At 62.6% G+C, this 14,126-nt stretch carries 14 protein-coding genes and 1 pseudogene; 10 read left to right on the forward strand and 5 right to left on the reverse strand.

The window, feature by feature from the left end; genetic code table 11:
* Nucleotides 1-46 precede the first annotated feature (46 nt).
* Together ETW24_RS01585 and ETW24_RS01590 are read right to left on the reverse strand one after the other, a co-directional pair.
* Nucleotides 47-187, reverse strand: a pseudogene (locus ETW24_RS01585) (integrase core domain-containing protein); the annotation flags it as partial.
* A gap of 13 nt (nt 188-200) precedes the next feature.
* The gene (locus ETW24_RS01590) at nt 201-1,109 is read right to left on the reverse strand and encodes a LysR family transcriptional regulator (RefSeq protein WP_129369455.1); all 909 of its coding nucleotides are present in this window, start codon (nt 1,107-1,109) and stop codon (nt 201-203) included.
* A 126-nt stretch (nt 1,110-1,235) separates the two neighbouring features.
* Between ETW24_RS01590 and bla the strand changes: the two genes are divergently transcribed.
* Complete coding sequence (gene bla, locus ETW24_RS01595) at nt 1,236-2,117, forward strand: class A beta-lactamase (RefSeq protein ID WP_129369456.1); 882 nt, start codon at nt 1,236-1,238, stop codon at nt 2,115-2,117.
* Nucleotides 2,118-2,563: 446 nt separating this feature from the next.
* On the opposite strand, the gene ETW24_RS01600 is transcribed toward bla, so the two are convergent.
* Together ETW24_RS01600 and ETW24_RS01605 are read right to left on the reverse strand one after the other, a co-directional pair.
* Nucleotides 2,564-3,583 (reverse strand): helix-turn-helix transcriptional regulator, encoded by a 1,020-nt coding sequence (locus tag ETW24_RS01600; protein WP_129372806.1) that lies wholly within the window; start codon nt 3,581-3,583, stop codon nt 2,564-2,566.
* Between the two features lie 206 nt (nt 3,584-3,789).
* The gene (locus ETW24_RS01605) at nt 3,790-4,674 is read right to left on the reverse strand and encodes a LysR family transcriptional regulator (protein WP_129369457.1); all 885 of its coding nucleotides are present in this window, start codon (nt 4,672-4,674) and stop codon (nt 3,790-3,792) included.
* 108 nt (nt 4,675-4,782) lie between these two features.
* Between ETW24_RS01605 and gstA the strand changes: the two genes are divergently transcribed.
* Genes gstA through ETW24_RS01625 form a run of 4 tightly spaced genes read left to right on the forward strand, consistent with a single transcriptional unit; the run spans nt 4,783 to nt 6,943 of the window.
* Nucleotides 4,783-5,394 (forward strand): glutathione transferase GstA, encoded by a 612-nt coding sequence (gene gstA, locus ETW24_RS01610; protein ID WP_129369458.1) that lies wholly within the window; start codon nt 4,783-4,785, stop codon nt 5,392-5,394.
* Nucleotides 5,391-5,771 (forward strand): nuclear transport factor 2 family protein, encoded by a 381-nt coding sequence (locus tag ETW24_RS01615; RefSeq protein WP_129369459.1) that lies wholly within the window; start codon nt 5,391-5,393, stop codon nt 5,769-5,771. The genes gstA and ETW24_RS01615 overlap by 4 nt, the downstream gene beginning before the upstream one ends.
* A gap of 3 nt (nt 5,772-5,774) precedes the next feature.
* On the forward strand, nt 5,775-5,996 hold the full coding sequence (locus ETW24_RS01620) for a tautomerase family protein (RefSeq protein WP_129369460.1): 222 nt from the start codon (nt 5,775-5,777) through the stop codon (nt 5,994-5,996).
* Complete coding sequence (locus ETW24_RS01625; protein ID WP_129369461.1) at nt 5,993-6,943, forward strand: NAD(P)H-dependent flavin oxidoreductase; 951 nt, start codon at nt 5,993-5,995, stop codon at nt 6,941-6,943. The genes ETW24_RS01620 and ETW24_RS01625 overlap by 4 nt, the downstream gene beginning before the upstream one ends.
* Nucleotides 6,944-7,019: 76 nt before the next feature.
* Here the strand turns inward: ETW24_RS01625 and ETW24_RS01630 are convergent, their stop codons facing one another.
* A complete protein-coding gene (locus ETW24_RS01630; protein WP_129369462.1) occupies nt 7,020-7,883 on the reverse strand; it encodes an NADP-dependent oxidoreductase in 864 nt (287 codons plus the stop codon).
* 96 nt (nt 7,884-7,979) lie between these two features.
* Here ETW24_RS01630 and ETW24_RS01635 point away from each other — a divergent pair, with 96 nt between their 5' ends.
* From ETW24_RS01635 to ETW24_RS01655, 5 genes are all read left to right on the forward strand, one after another.
* A complete protein-coding gene (locus ETW24_RS01635) occupies nt 7,980-8,570 on the forward strand; it encodes a TetR/AcrR family transcriptional regulator (protein WP_254695676.1) in 591 nt (196 codons plus the stop codon).
* 600 nt (nt 8,571-9,170) lie between these two features.
* Nucleotides 9,171-10,529 carry a serine/threonine protein kinase gene (locus tag ETW24_RS01640; RefSeq protein WP_129369464.1) on the forward strand — a complete coding sequence of 453 codons (1,359 nt, stop codon included), beginning with the start codon at nt 9,171-9,173 and terminating at the stop codon, nt 10,527-10,529.
* A gap of 11 nt (nt 10,530-10,540) precedes the next feature.
* Entirely contained in the window at nt 10,541-11,890 is a 1,350-nt protein-coding gene (locus ETW24_RS24640; protein ID WP_254695677.1) for an FHA domain-containing protein, read from the forward strand.
* Complete coding sequence (locus ETW24_RS01650; protein WP_129369465.1) at nt 11,874-12,857, forward strand: PP2C family protein-serine/threonine phosphatase; 984 nt, start codon at nt 11,874-11,876, stop codon at nt 12,855-12,857. The genes ETW24_RS24640 and ETW24_RS01650 overlap by 17 nt, the downstream gene beginning before the upstream one ends.
* Nucleotides 12,854-14,047, forward strand: a complete 1,194-nt coding sequence (locus ETW24_RS01655; protein WP_129369466.1) for a hypothetical protein — start codon at nt 12,854-12,856, stop codon at nt 14,045-14,047. The genes ETW24_RS01650 and ETW24_RS01655 overlap by 4 nt, the downstream gene beginning before the upstream one ends.
* The last annotated feature ends 79 nt before the right edge of the window (nt 14,048-14,126 follow it).

A 14,126-nucleotide genomic window follows, 5' to 3' on the forward strand; every position in this document is an offset into this window, starting at 1 on the left:
ATCGGGACTGGCTCAAGACAGTTGCGGCCGGGCTCAGCCATAGAATTCATGCGGCTTTTTTCAGTTTCCTTACGGGTGTCATGCCGCTGATGCCCATGTTGGGTCGCTCATTGTTGTAAATCCAGAGCCATTCCGTTGCCTGGTTCTGCGCCTCCTCGACGGTTTCAAAGATGTATTGCCCCAGCCAAGGCTGACACGAATCAAACGTCTCCCGATCCAACAGGAGGCATCAGCTTTGCCTCTCCCGCGCTCTGCCCAGAGAGCCATCGGGAAAATGCGTTCATCGCCCGTGTCGCAGGGCGGTCTGACGGCCAGGCCAGATAGTAACGCCCGGCGGAAAAGGTGACGCAGAAGGGTTGCGCCAGCCGGCCTTGGGCAATGAAACTCTCGAACATGGCGACTGGCAACAGCGCAGCACCTGCCCCCGAGGCGGCCAGTTCCGCGAGCGCCACCGAGCTGTCAAAAACCGGACCTGTGACCATCGGACAGGGCGCACCTGCGACTTCGAACCAGCCCGGCCATTCAGCGCTGCGGTAGCTGCGCAGAAGCGTCACCTGTCCGAGGTCCGACGGATGCCGCAGGCGCGCCGCCAGCCCCGGCGCGCAGAGCGGTGCCAACGGCGCCTCCGTCAGCGGGATCGCGTCATGGCCGGTCCAGCCGCCGGTGCCGAAACGGATCGCCATGTCCAGCCCCTCGCGCAGGATTTCCACCCGGTTGTTGTTGGTCGAAATCCGCAGATCGATCTCCGGATGCGCCTGCCGGAAGGTATCGACACGCGGCATCAGCCAGCCGAGCGCAAAGGTCGTGTTCACTCCGACTTTCAGCACCTCTACGTCACGCTGCCCGCCAAGGCGGTCGAGCACCCTCGCCATCGCGTCGAACCCGTGTTCGAGCACCGGGAAAAGCCGCTGCCCCTCGTCGGTCGGCACCAGCCCCTGCGAGGTGCGCAGGAACAGGGTGACGCCCAGCAGATCCTCCAGCCGCGCGATCTGATGGCTGACTGCGGCCTGGGTCACGCGCAGTTCGACGGCGGCCTTGGTGAAACTGCCCTGGCGCATGGCAACCTCGAACACGCGCAGAGCGTTCAACGGCAGGTCGGGGCGATCCATGTCGATACCTCAGCTAATGACAGGCGATAAGATTTGTCGTTTGTAGCGCCGGATCAAGCTGAAATATACCAGACGCATGATATCACCTGATGTCGTCTATGGCACATATCCGGAAAGGAACACCCCATGCGGTTCACCGCTTCCGTCCTGTCGCGCGCAGTGGCAGGGCTTGCTCTTGGCCTGTCTCTGGCCACCATGTCCGCAGCTGACACGCGCCTCGAGGCGCTGGCCGAAACCGTGTCGCAAGTTGAACAGAGGCTTGGCGGGCGTGTCGGCCTGTCGCTCGAAGAGGTCGGCGGGCAGACGTCCTGGTCGCACCGGGAGGATGAACGCTTCCTGATGAACAGTACCGTGAAGGCGCCGATCTGCGGGGCCGTTCTCGCGCAGCGCGATGCGGGGGCCCTGGCTCTTTCTGACGCGCTGCCGGTGCGCGCGGCGGATCTGCAGTCCTACGCGCCGGTCACCAAAACGCGGGTTGGCAAGGACATGACGATCGAAGCGCTGTGCTTCGCCGCCATCGACATGAGCGACAACACCGCAACCAACATTCTGATCGACCGGCTAGGCGGCCCGCAGGCAGTTACGCGATTCTTCCGCGGCATCGGCGACCCGATCAGCCGTCTGGACCGGCGTGAGCCCGGTCTGAACACCTTTGTGCCCGGCGATCCACGCGACACCACGACCCCGGCGGCAATGGCCGTAACGCTGGAAAAGTTGCTGCTGGGCAGTGCGCTGTCCCCGGTATCGCGCGACCAGCTGGCGGACTGGATGAGCCATGGCGGCGTGACGGGCAACTTGCTGCGCGCTGACGCGTCTGCGGACTGGCAAGTCCTCGACAAGTCCGGCAGCGGCAGCCACACCCGCAATATCATCGCAATGGTCACACCCGGCAAAGGGGCGCCGTGGATCATCACCATCTTTCTGTCAGACGCCGATGCGGATTTCGACACCCGCAACGCGGCCCTGCAGAAACTTGGCAGTGCAGTCATGGCAGTGATCCGGGACTGAGCAGGCTCGGGCCGGGGCGCGGAAATTCGGGTCAGGTCAAGTCTTGCAGCGCGGCAGAGTTCAGCATGAAACTGTGCCGGTCGAATGCCGGCACTCCGCCTGGCTGCCGGCCGGTTTGGACCGTGGCGGTACAGCGAAAATCAATGCCGGATCTGGCGGCAGGGATGGATTTGCAAATGCCGCACAACAATGCGCAGCTCTGGAACCTCGGTGAAGGTCCATTCACTTTCCGGGTTCAGGCGGGAACCCGCGGTTTGCCTGAGGGGCTTTATCGTAGCACAGCCGGTTCCTGAACTGGCGTCCGTTTTTGAGCTCATTGTTCAGGATGCCGGTGCCCCTTTGGCGGTTGCCAAGGATGGTCGAGGCGCCCCGATGGCGCCAAACGGGCCCGTCACGCCTTCCTTGTTGAGCTCTTCTGCGATCTTCTTCGGGGACAGGGCCAGTGTTCAATTTTTCGATGCTCTGTACGAACTTGGTGTTACACCTGTCCACCGCCGGAAAGCGCGGTGGAAATTCGCGGGAGAGGAGAACCCGACATCCTGAGAGATTTCTTCGATGCTCTTGCTCCCGGCCTGCAGGTCATGAATGGCTATGTCCCGGCGCAGCCCGTCCTTGATCGCCTGAAAGGAGGTGTCTTCCGCATCCAGCCGCCGCATCAAGGTTCTAGGTGTGACGTTCAATGCGCGGGCGGCATCTGCCAAGTGGCCGCCCTCCCAGCTTGTTTGATAAAGGAACTCCCGGACTCTCAAAGACTGCTTATGTTCCCTATACCCTGTGAACATCCAGTCTCGGGGAGCCCGGCTTAGAAACTCCTTCAGTTCCGCAGAGCTGCGTCTTTTTGTTGGCCCCAGTTTCGCGACCTCAAACGTAATTGCCGAACACGGTGCCATGAAGCTGATCTGCGCCGGAAATATCACCGCGTAATCGTCTGAAAACCCAGGGCGCTCAAAGGCAAATTGAACCGCCTGGACAGGCACTTCATATCCTGCAAGCCAGGACAGCAGCCCATGCGCCAGTTTCAGGATGAGCATATGGCCGAACTGCTGACAGGGCTGCTCACCGCGTGGCAAAAGCCGCAGGCTGAGACTGCCGGGCCCGGACGCAAGTTTCATCTGGTAATCGTCCAGCAACAGGTTCCAAAACGTAGAGAACCGGTGCAAGGCTGAAGGAAGAGAGCTGGCTTCGCGGACCGTTGTCAGCAGGTGCTGCAGTGCTCTGGCCCGGATCGGCCGGCTCCAAAGGCCCATCATTTCATCATTGGTTTCGATGGCAGCGATTTGGTAAAGCCGGACAATCTGATCCAAAGTAATGCGGTGGGCAATCTGACCCTGGACTGCATGCATCCCCGCGCGCTGCAGGAAGGAGGCCAATTGGGCATCCGTGCAACAATGCCGCAAGGCCATAATCCAATTCCCGGCAAACTGCGACGAAACCGTGGCCAGGCTTGAAGGTTCCGAAGTTGTCATTTCCATAGGCTCCAGCGCCGATTGTCATTTTTGGAGAGCATATCGCCTTTTTTAAGCGTGAATTTGGTCAGCTGCTACAGGCATCTGGCATGAAGTAACAATACGCACCCACGGCGGAAAGCAACAGCCGCGGGACCGCTTCTGCGTGTCCTCAGGTGAAATTGCCGGCGATTGTGGCGTGACCTGCTGCCGGGCATTCTCAGGCCCTAGGCCGGTTCGGCTGCCCCAATTCTGTTCCAAAGCTCACTGGCAACGACGCCGGGCGGGCGGTCTCGGCGTCTTATCTTGAAGATCATCGTTCGGCGTACAGGAAATCGTTCCAGGTTGAGAGGAAGCAAAGCACCGGACAGCCGCTCCGCCTCGGTCATATGGTCCGGCAGGCCGCCCCAGCCGAGACCGGCGAGGATCACCTTTTTCTTGGCGGCAAGATCGGAGACGGTCCACTTCAGCCCGCCCGGCAGCAGATCGCGGCTTTGTTCATGCGCGGCGCCGCCTGTGCCCGCCGCGACCACCTGCACGTGGCTTTGCATTTCGGATGCTGAAAGTGCACGGGAGCCGGCCGGCAGGTTCAGCCCGGGGCTGGCCACTGGCCGTATTGTCACCTCCGTGACCGGCTCAGCTTCCACATCATCCAGCGGCACCCCTTCCAGCGAAGCAAGCGCGATATCTGCCTTGCCCTCCATCAGCCGGGCAATCGGGCCGCCCATCATTTCCATCCGCAGCCGCAGGTGGGTGGCCGGGTGATGCCGCCCGGTTTCGGCAAGCGCCGGCAGCAAAGGATCCAGATCCATTGTGGCGCTGACGGCAATGTTCAGTTCTGGCTCTTCGCGGGCGCGCAGCCGGGCGGCAGTGGTTTTCAGGCCTTGCATCTGCCGCAGCACCCGCGACGCCTCGCGGTAGAAGATTTCACCTGCCGGGGTGAGCGCCGGCCGGTAGGCCGCGCGGCTGAACAGCTCCAGCTCCAGTTCCTCTTCCAGCTGGCGGATTGTGTGGCTGATGGCGGACTGTGATTTGTGCAGCCGCTCCGCCGCGCCGCGGAAGGTGCCGGTTGAGACAATCGCCTCCAGGGCAACAAGCTGGTCGTGTTTCATGTAGTTGCCATATGATCTGTTTTTTTAATCACTACTGTGAGAACACAATATTATCAACAAATCATGTCAAGGGGTAGTCAGGAGCATCACCAAGCACAGGAGATAGTGATGAAGCTCTACTACAAACCCGGCGCTTGCCCGCTGGCCAGCCATATCGCCCTGTATGAGACAGGCCAATCGTTTGAAATCGAAGCCGTCGATACCGCCGCGGGCCGGACTGCAAGCGGCGCGGACTACCGCGCGATCAACCCCAAAGGCTATGTTCCGGCCCTGGGCCTGGACGACGGCAGCGTTCTCACTGAAGGGGCGGCGGTTCTGCAATATATCGCGGACGGCAACCCGGAAGCGGGTTTGGCGCCGGCGGCAGGCACCTTGGCCCGTGCCCGGATGCAGGAACAGCTCAACTGGATCGGGACCGAGCTGCACAAGGCCTTTAACCCGCTGTTCCGCGACGGAATATCCGAGGGCGGTAAAGACGACGCGCGCACCGCTGTAGCGGGCAAGTTCGATTTCATCGAGACGCAGCTGGAGGATGGCCGCGAGTGGCTGGTAGAGAACCGGTTCTCGGTCGCGGACGCCTATCTGTTCGCGGTCTCGAACTGGGCGAACTTCACCGGCATCGACCTGGCCCGCTGGCCCCGGCTGGCGGCGTTCGTGAGCCGCAGCGCGTCCCGCCCGTCCGCTCAGGCTGCAATGCGCGCAGAAGGGCTGATCCAATGACACCAGCCGATCACAAAGTGGTCGGCGCATTGATGGAGGCCTATTTCGAGGGCCTCCATCACGCCGACAGCACCATGCTGCGTGAAGTTTTTCACCCGCAACTGGCCTATATCTGCGCAACCGAAGGCGATGAACTGTACCTGGATCTTGAAACCTACATGGCCCGCGTCGATGGGCGCGAGCCGCCGGCCAAGCGCGGCGACCCGCGCGAGGAGGAGATCCTGGAGATTGCCTTTGCCAGCGACCGGCTGGCCCGTGTCAGTGCCCGGATGACCATGATGGGCCGGGATTTCCATGACCTGCTTACCCTTGTCCGCCACGGCACCGAATGGCGCATCGTTGCAAAAGTGTTCTCATACGTACCGCGAAAGGGCTGACCGATGCCTTATGTGAATATCAAAGTCACCCGCGAAGGCGGCCCCGATGGCACCGGCCCGAGTGCGGACCAAAAGGCGCAGCTGATCACCGGAGTTACGGACCTGCTGCAGGAAGTTCTGGGTAAGAACCCGGCAACCACATTTGTGGTGATCAACGAGGTTCCTCTGGAGGATTGGGGCGTTGGCGGCCTGCCGGTGCAGGAGTACCGGAAGCAGGCGCAATGAAAACGCGGCTGACAGAGGCGCTGGGGATCACTTGCCCGGTGATCCAGGCGCCGATGGCCTTTGCTGCAGGCGGCGCGCTGGCCAGCGCTGTCTCCAGCGCCGGCGGGCTGGGCATGATCGGGGGCGCCTATGGCGATGCCGCTTGGATCGACCAGCAGTTCGACATTGCAGCGGGCGCCCGCGTCGGCTACGGGCTGATCACCTGGAAACTTGCGGAACAGCCGCAGCTGCTGGACCGGGTGCTGGCACACGATCCAGCGGCGCTGTTCTTGTCCTTTGGCGACCCGGCACCATTTGCGTCAGCGATCAAGGACGCGGGTGTGACGCTGATCTGCCAGGTGCAGACACTGCGCGACGCGCGGCAAGCGCTGGGCTGCGGCGCAGACATCATTGTCGCCCAGGGTGCGGACGCCGGGGGCCATGGCGAAGCCCGCGGCACCTTTGCCTTGGTGCCGGAGATCGCTGACGAGATCGCACGCCGGAACAGCAAGGCGCTGCTCTGTGCCGCAGGCGGCATCACGGATGGCCGCGGCCTTGCAGCGGCCTTGATGCTGGGGGCGGATGGGGCGGTGATCGGCACGCGGTTCTGGGCCTCGCGCGAGGCGTTGGTGCATCCGCGCATTCTTGATCGCGCGCTGGCGGCAACGGGAGACGACACGATCCGCACACGTGTGGTGGATGTGGTCCGCGGTTACGACTGGCCCGGCCGTTACAACGGCCGCGTTCTGCGCAACCGGTTCATTCAAAAATGGCACGGTTCCGAGGAGGCCTTGAAACTGGAAGCGGGCGCAGAGGCCGCAAAATGGTCGGCAGCCCAGGAGGCTGGCGATCCGGATGTTGCAACCGCTTTTGCCGGTGAAGGCATCGGCTTGATCAAAAATGTTCAGGCCGCCAGCGAAATTCTGGCGGGCATCACGGCGCATGCGCAGCGGTGTCTGGCAGGGTAAAGACGGTAAGAACTGGAGTGAACAATTGGGCCGGAACAGGCGGGAACGCTCCCGTCTGTTCCATTTTCAGCAGGTTTCAGAATGCATGGTCCAGAACAAATTTGCCTGTATACCCGGGGGTCTCCAGCCTGCGGTGCGCTTCCGCGATCTGGTCAAGCGGCAGGATATCTTGGACCTCCGGCGCCAGGACGCCCTGGGCCAGCCAACCCGCCAATGGCTGCAGAACCTCCTGATTGGCGGGGTTTTGAACCGTCACCGGGCAAATGCCCCGCGATTCCGTGAATACCCCGCCTGGCTTCCACCACTCCGGGACAATGGTTGCATAGGCGCCGCCATCTTTCACGGCGGCAAATGCCTGCTGCGCGTGTTTGTGCCCGCGCACGTCAATAGCGCCGTCCACCTGCCGCGTGTCCGGGGCGGCGGGTTCGAACCCCAGCAGAGGGGCAATTGCTGCCGCCATTGCGCCAACCGCCCCCTTTGGGTTGTTGATCAGGACACGCGCGCCCGGCGGCAAAGCCAGGGCCTGAAGAGCCGCCAGCGCTGTGCTGCCGGTCAGCGGCACTGCGGCGGCAGTGGTAAAGGGAACCGTGTCCGCAATCTTTACAACCTGACTGGCTGGCAATGCTGCAAATTCCGCGTGGGTGCCAACCAGTGATCCCGGCTGCGGCGAAATTGCCAACACCCGGTCGCCGGGGGCAAACCCCTCTGTTTCCGGGCCAAGCGCCTCGACTGTCCCCGCCGCATCCCAACCCAGGATCATCGGGAAAAGGGCGGGATCATCGGGCAGGATGGCTCCTGACCGCACGCCCGCATCCACCGGGTTCATGCTGGACGCATGGATGCGGATCAGTACCTCTCCCGGCTTGGGGTCGGGACGCGGCAGGTCTGCCATCCGGAACACATCCACGTCGCCAAAAGATCCTATGATTGCAGCTTTCATCCGTGCCTCCATTATTTTGTAGTGATCGTTAAATAATGGGTTGCTTGCCGGGTCAAGTGTTTTGTGTAATGATCGATAAGTAATTTGGAGGCGACCTTGGGGCGGCAAAGATCTTTTGACACCGGCCATGCGATTGAACAGGCGATGCTTCTATTCTGGGAGCGCGGATATGAAGCCGCATCGATGGCCGATCTCAGCGCGGCCATGGGGGTGAACCCCCCAAGCATCTATGCGGCCTTTGGCAACAAACAGGCGTTGTTTGAGCGCTGTGCGAGCCACTACGCGCAGAACATTGCGGCCTATGCCCCCCGCGCTCTGGACGGGGAAGCAACGGCTGCCAAAGCCCTGCGCCGCTATGTGTTTGAGGCCATTGAGGCGTTTTCCGGGAAGGAGAGACCCAAAGGCTGCTTGCTGGTCAGTGCTGCAACCAATTGCGGTACCGCCAGTACCGGCGCGCAGAAACTGCTCGCCGGGTACAGGCAGGCCAGCGAGGCAATGGTCGCCGCCCGGATCCGGCGTGGTATCGAAGACGGAGACATGCCGGCAGCAAGCGATCCGGATCTGTTGGCGAAGTACATTGCAGTTCTGATTCAGGGGCTTGCGGCGCAAGCCCGCGATGGCGCCACAGCTGATGCTTTGCACAGCGTGGCTGAACTGGCGCTGGGCCAAGTTGCGGTTTTGCCTTAGAAAAGAAAGGATACCCGTCTGCTGGCCCTATCTTTAAAACCGCTGGATCAAGCTTAACTGCTGTCTCATCTGAAATATGTTCAGAGGTTCCAAAGAACGTGTCTGCAGACCTGTTTTAAGGCCCGGATCTGTTCCCAAGCACATGTTTGTTGTCCGTAAGATTCTTGCATCACCTGGAAAACACCAAGTCCCAAAGCTGCCTTTGTCAGACTAAGGCATGCGGCCTTAGCCGCTGGCGGGCAGGCTGGTGCCCGCGGCCGCGGCAAGCAAAGTGCTGCCGGGCCTTTGGCTGAAACGGGGCATTGGAATCCCTCTCGCAAATCTCGATGCCGCTGCGTTTACAGCAAAATCCACCGCTGTCCTGGCCAAGGCTACGGACAATCATCACTTACACACGCAGTTTAACTAACTTCGACGCAAGTAGTTATGGGCCCGTTAACTCAGTCTTTCCAAGCGTCCCGCGCCAATTGCGGCGGAAATTGGACGCAACCGCCTTGATTGCCTGAATGGCGCCGCGATCTTTCCGCATTCTGCTTTCAGCGTTGGGGTTCATCCGCCCCGCTCCGGCCAAAGCCCAGGCTGCCACAAGGAATTGACGCTGTGCCTCACGACACATCTTCTGTTGACCCGGCTCTCGCCTGTGAACTGCCCTGCGGCTTCAAACTGCTGCAAGGCCAGTACCAGATCGAGCAGCCGCTGCTCAGCGGTGGCTTTGGGATCACCTATCTGGCCCGCGACAGCCTGGAACGCCGCGTTGTCATCAAGGAGTGCTTTCCGGCAGGCATTTGCCGCCGCAGTGGCACGGATGTCGAACCCAACACGGAAGAGCACGCCAAATCCTGTCGCAATGTCTTGCGCAATTTTCTGCGCGAGGCGCATCTGCTGGCCCGCGCCCGGCATTCCGGCATCGTTGGCGTGCATCAGGTGTTCAAGGAAAATCAAACCGCCTATATCGCGATGGAATTCGTCGACGGTTTGGACTTGCTGACCGTGCGGGAGGACCAGCCTGAACGGCTGACCGGGCCGCTTCTGCGGCACATTCTTTGCCAGGCACTGGAAGCGCTCGACTGCCTGCACAGGCAAGGGATTTTGCACCGCGACATCTCGCCGGACAACTTCATCCTTGGAAAGGATGGGAGCCTCACGCTGATCGATTTCGGGGCCGCCTGCGGCACTCTTCCCAATGATGATACCGCGCTGCCGGTGCTGCTCGCGGTCAAGGATGGGTATTCCGCGCATGAGCTGTACAAGCCCGAGTTGCCTCAACGCCCGGCCTGTGACCTCTATGCGCTGGGTGCCACGCTGTACTACCTGATTACCGGTAACGTGCCCGCAAGCAGCCAGCAGCGGCTGAGCGCAGTAATGGCAGGTGACCCGGACCCGTGCAAACCGCTGCTGGGCAGACCGTGGAACGCGGATCCTGCGGTGCTTGCCACCGTGGATATGGCGATGTCCGTGCTTCCGGCTGAACGGTTCCAATCGGCGCATGACTGGGCGGGCGCGCTGGCCGAAAACGGCTGCGAAACACAGAACGCTGCGGAAACAGACGCTCAACTGCCCGGCACGGTTGCGCCAGCGCCAGAAGACAATGCCAATCTGGACGCCGTCATCGCCGAGCTGGTCGCGACGGCCAATGGCGGCCTGACACCTGGGCAACCGCGCTCGGCCAGGCAGCAGCAGACCGCACCTGCCAGCAAACCCTCAAAGCCGCTTCGCCAGCTGGTGAATATCTTCGGCGAGCCGGTCAGCGACGTGGAAGCCTGGCTGGAGGAACAGGACGCAATCCCCCGGCGGAAGAAAAACGCTCCCGCCGTGGAACGGCTGCCCGCCGCCGTACCTGCTGCGGACCTCCCGGCAGATCCGGTTCTGGAACTGCGCCAGGAAAAGCCCGGTTTCGCGGGCCGGCTGCGAAAAATCTTCGGGCGCCAGCGCAGCACCCCGGAAACGGTTAAGAACTGAAGGGAATGGGTATGAAATTCATCAAGGATATCATCGGCGAAAAGCGGGAGAGGGTCCGCCTGGACGGTCATGCCGCACCAGAAGCAGACCCGGCCCAGGCGCCTGTGCAGGATGCGGTTGCTCCTGACGTCGCCAGTACCGGGGCTGCCCGTCCGCCTCTCAGCCTCGACCGTGGTTTCCTGCTGGATGCAGTGCCGGAAACAGCTCAGGCGGCATCCCCCGTGGAGACTGCTGCTCCGCTGGCTGGCAAGCCCGCGGATGACGGCTGGACTTATGACGCAGGGCCTGATGACGCGTTGGCAGAAGGCGAAGGTTTGCCAGGCTTTGCTGAAGAGCAGCCCCAGGACCCGGCCATTGCGGCCTTTTTCGCCCGCGAGCAGGAAACCGTGGCAGTGCCAGCGGTCAGTGCTGACCCTAGGGATGCCGGAACCCTTGGCAGCCTCGCAGGCGCCGCATCAGATGATCCCTTCGCAGCTGGCGCCGAAGCGCCTGCGCGCGTTGGCATTGAGGATAGTTTCCGCAGCCCGGAACTGGCTGAACCAGCAGCCGAAAGCAGCGAATCCTACAGGGTCTTCAAGCGAACCCAGGCCGGCGTACAGGAGCAAGGCAGCGCGCCAGAAGTTGAGGAGACTCCTTCTGCAGCCTTCGCCCCAGTACATCAGCCTCAGCAGCAGCCGGAAATCAGCCCGCGCGGCGTCGAAGCACAGCCTGCCAGTATCCTGGCAGGCACCCCTCAACCGGCTGCCCCTGCTCCGCAGGCGGCTCCTGTTGCCGCCCCGCAACCGGCGCCGGCAGCTTCGCAACCCGTGGTCTCCATGGACATCCCGGCAGACGCGTCGATTGATGTGCCGGCACCGTCGATGGGGCGCGGCGCCAGCCGGGCGGGACGGGTCAAGACCCGCCTGCTGGGTTTCAGCCCGGCTCAAACCGAAGACAGCGATCCCTTTGCCCGCAGCCAGAAAGACATTGCGCCCGGTTACACCCGTTTCCCCGTCGGCTGGCTTGCCATCGTGCAGGGGCCGGGCCGCGGTGCTGCTTTTACATTGTTCAGCGGCGTCACTGTGATCGGCCGCGGTGCCGACCAGACCGTTAGGCTGGACTTTGGTGACAACAGCATCTCGCGCGACAACCACGCTGCCATCGCCTATGACCCGGAACAGAAGGCTTTCTATATCGGCCACGGCGGCAAGGCGAATCTGGTGCGCCGCAACAACCGCCCTGTGCTCAGCACTGAAACCCTTGCAGCGGGTGATGTGATCCGCATTGGTGAAACCACCCTGCGCTTCGTGCCGCTGTGCGGCGCCGATTTCGGCTGGGACCAGCCGCAACCCAGCGATACCGACCATGCTGTGCACCGCTGAGTTCGAATATGATGCCGCGACGGCCATCAGCAAGGGCCGCCGCGAGCGCCAGGAGGACGCGCTTGCCGCCGATTTCCTGGCCGGTACCGGCACTGGTTTTGCGGTGCTGGCCGATGGCATGGGCGGCCATGCCGCCGGAGATGTCGCCAGCAAAATCGTGGTCACCGAAGTGTTCAGCGATCTGAAGCTGCGCGCGGACGACCCGGGTGCGTTGGAACAGTCGATCGGCGCAGTGCTGCAGCAGGCTGCCAGCGGTGCAAATGCCTGCCTTGGCGAATACGCCAGCCATCAGCCTCAGGCCCGGGGAATGGGCGCGACGCTGCTGGCTCCGGTGCTGTTCAGCGACCGGCTTTACTGGATCTCGGTTGGTGACTCGCCGCTTTACCTGTTCCGCGACGGTGCGCTGATCCGGCTCAACGCCGATCACTCGATGGCAGCAGAGATCGACAGGCTGGCCGCCCAGGGCCGCATGGACCCGGCCGAGGCCGCCAGCCACCCGGACCGGCATTGCGTTACCTCAGTGCTGACGGGGGCGGAAATCCCCCGCATCGACTGCCGCAGCACACCTGTCCGGCTGCAGCATGGCGATATAGTTCTGGCCGCCAGCGACGGGCTGCAATTCCTGGAGGAGGACGAGATCGCCGCCGTCCTCGCTGCAGAATGCGGCAGCTCCAGCGCCCGTATCGGTGCGGCGCTGATGCGGCAGCTGGAGGTGCTGAATGCCCCGGAACAGGACAATGCCGCGTTCTGCGTGATCAAACCGATTGACCCGCAGGCCGCTCTTCCTGCCCAGGCACAGCCATCAGCGCTGCCGATGGACGCGCCGGTTCTGGACCCGCCGCCGCCCGAACAGCCGCCCGCGCCGCCGCGTCAGCGCAGCGGCCGCCGGGTGATCACCCTCCTGGCTTCGGCGACGTGGGATTCAGCACCCGCCGCCCGCCGCAATAAGACGGATGCATCGGCTTGAGCCTTCCTCAGACAGATATCAGCCCGCTGGCAGGCCAGCTGGAGCACACGCTCAGCGCAGGGCAGCTGCCGGCAGAGTTTTCAGGCTGGGGCAGCCAGTTGCTGCGCCGGCTGCGCCAGCCGGTGCAGATCATTGTCACCGGCGTCACCGGTTCGGGCAAGTCGGCGCTGATTGATATGCTGTTGGGGCGTGTGGTCATTGGCCGCAATGCGGGCAGCGCGGTCATTGACATTTGCTATGGCGATCAGGAATGCGCGGTTTTTGAAACCGTCAAGGGCGAGCGCCTGCAGCAGGCGGGTGTTCTGGCTGATCTTGACATACCGGCAGGCACGCTGCGGATCCGCCAGTTTCTGCCGGACCCGCGGCTGCGCACCCACAGCTATACGGAACTGCCGCTTGCAGGCCCGCAGATCCGCCAGCAGAACCTGCTGCAGCAGGCCTCTGGCGCGGCGGATATTATCCTGTGGTGCAGCCAGGCGTTTCCGGACACAGAACAGGCCCTGTGGGCTGAAATTCCTGACAGCACCAAGGATCACAGCTTCCTGGTGCTGACAATGGCCGACCAGCAGATCATGCGGGGAACCTTGGATGGGTTGATCATGACGGTGGAACCGGTTGCCGCTGAGGAGTTCCTGGGCGTTTATCCGGTTGCCGCGATCCAGGGGCTGACAGCCCGGACAGCAGCCGCACCGGCACATGATCTTTGGCGCTCCAGCGGTGGCAAGCAACTGGCGGATGGCGTGATGTGGCAGGTTGAAACGGGGCGTGCCTCGGACGTGGATCAGGCCGAATTGCTGATCCGCCAGTTTGGCGGTGAAACAGCCGGCCCTGTCGGCCTGCAGTCCGCAATTCCTGCTGCGGCCCCGCCGCTGACCGCTGCCGCCGGCCTCAGCAGCGCATTGGACCAGATGCAAGCCTGCGCAGAGGAAATGCTGGCCGAGGCCGAAGCCGCAGGCGGCCCGCAGGCCGGCCCGGTGCTGGCGCAATGCATGGAGATGATCCGAGGCTTGTCGCAGACATTGGCGGCAATGCCAGGCAGCACAGCCGTTGAGGCAGCCCGCGAAGCAGCGCAGGACGGGGAGGAAATGCTGATGCTCTGCCAGCTGGAGCAGGACGAAGACGCGGCCATCGACGCGGTGACGCTGCTGATTCAGCTGAAAAAGGAGCTGATCGAAGACACCACTGAATGATGACCAGCCGCACCTCCTTTCCCGCCGCCTCGCGGCCCGGCAGGGCAGAGACACACGCCAAAGCAAGACACAACAAGGT

The organism is Leisingera sp. NJS204 (assembly GCF_004123675.1).
GTDB lineage: Bacteria > Pseudomonadota > Alphaproteobacteria > Rhodobacterales > Rhodobacteraceae > Leisingera.

Coding starts and splice junctions, on each gene's coding strand:
- ETW24_RS01590 (WP_129369455.1), bottom strand. CDS start 1,109: ATGGATCGCCCCGACCTGCCGTTGAACGCTCTGCGCGTGTTCGAGGTT.
- bla (WP_129369456.1), top strand. CDS start 1,236: ATGCGGTTCACCGCTTCCGTCCTGTCGCGCGCAGTGGCAGGGCTTGCT.
- ETW24_RS01600 (WP_129372806.1), bottom strand. CDS start 3,583: ATGACAACTTCGGAACCTTCAAGCCTGGCCACGGTTTCGTCGCAGTTT.
- ETW24_RS01605 (WP_129369457.1), bottom strand. CDS start 4,674: ATGAAACACGACCAGCTTGTTGCCCTGGAGGCGATTGTCTCAACCGGC.
- gstA (WP_129369458.1), top strand. CDS start 4,783: ATGAAGCTCTACTACAAACCCGGCGCTTGCCCGCTGGCCAGCCATATC.
- ETW24_RS01615 (WP_129369459.1), top strand. CDS start 5,391: ATGACACCAGCCGATCACAAAGTGGTCGGCGCATTGATGGAGGCCTAT.
- ETW24_RS01620 (WP_129369460.1), top strand. CDS start 5,775: ATGCCTTATGTGAATATCAAAGTCACCCGCGAAGGCGGCCCCGATGGC.
- ETW24_RS01625 (WP_129369461.1), top strand. CDS start 5,993: ATGAAAACGCGGCTGACAGAGGCGCTGGGGATCACTTGCCCGGTGATC.
- ETW24_RS01630 (WP_129369462.1), bottom strand. CDS start 7,883: ATGAAAGCTGCAATCATAGGATCTTTTGGCGACGTGGATGTGTTCCGG.
- ETW24_RS24640 (WP_254695677.1), top strand. CDS start 10,541: ATGAAATTCATCAAGGATATCATCGGCGAAAAGCGGGAGAGGGTCCGC.
- ETW24_RS01650 (WP_129369465.1), top strand. CDS start 11,874: ATGCTGTGCACCGCTGAGTTCGAATATGATGCCGCGACGGCCATCAGC.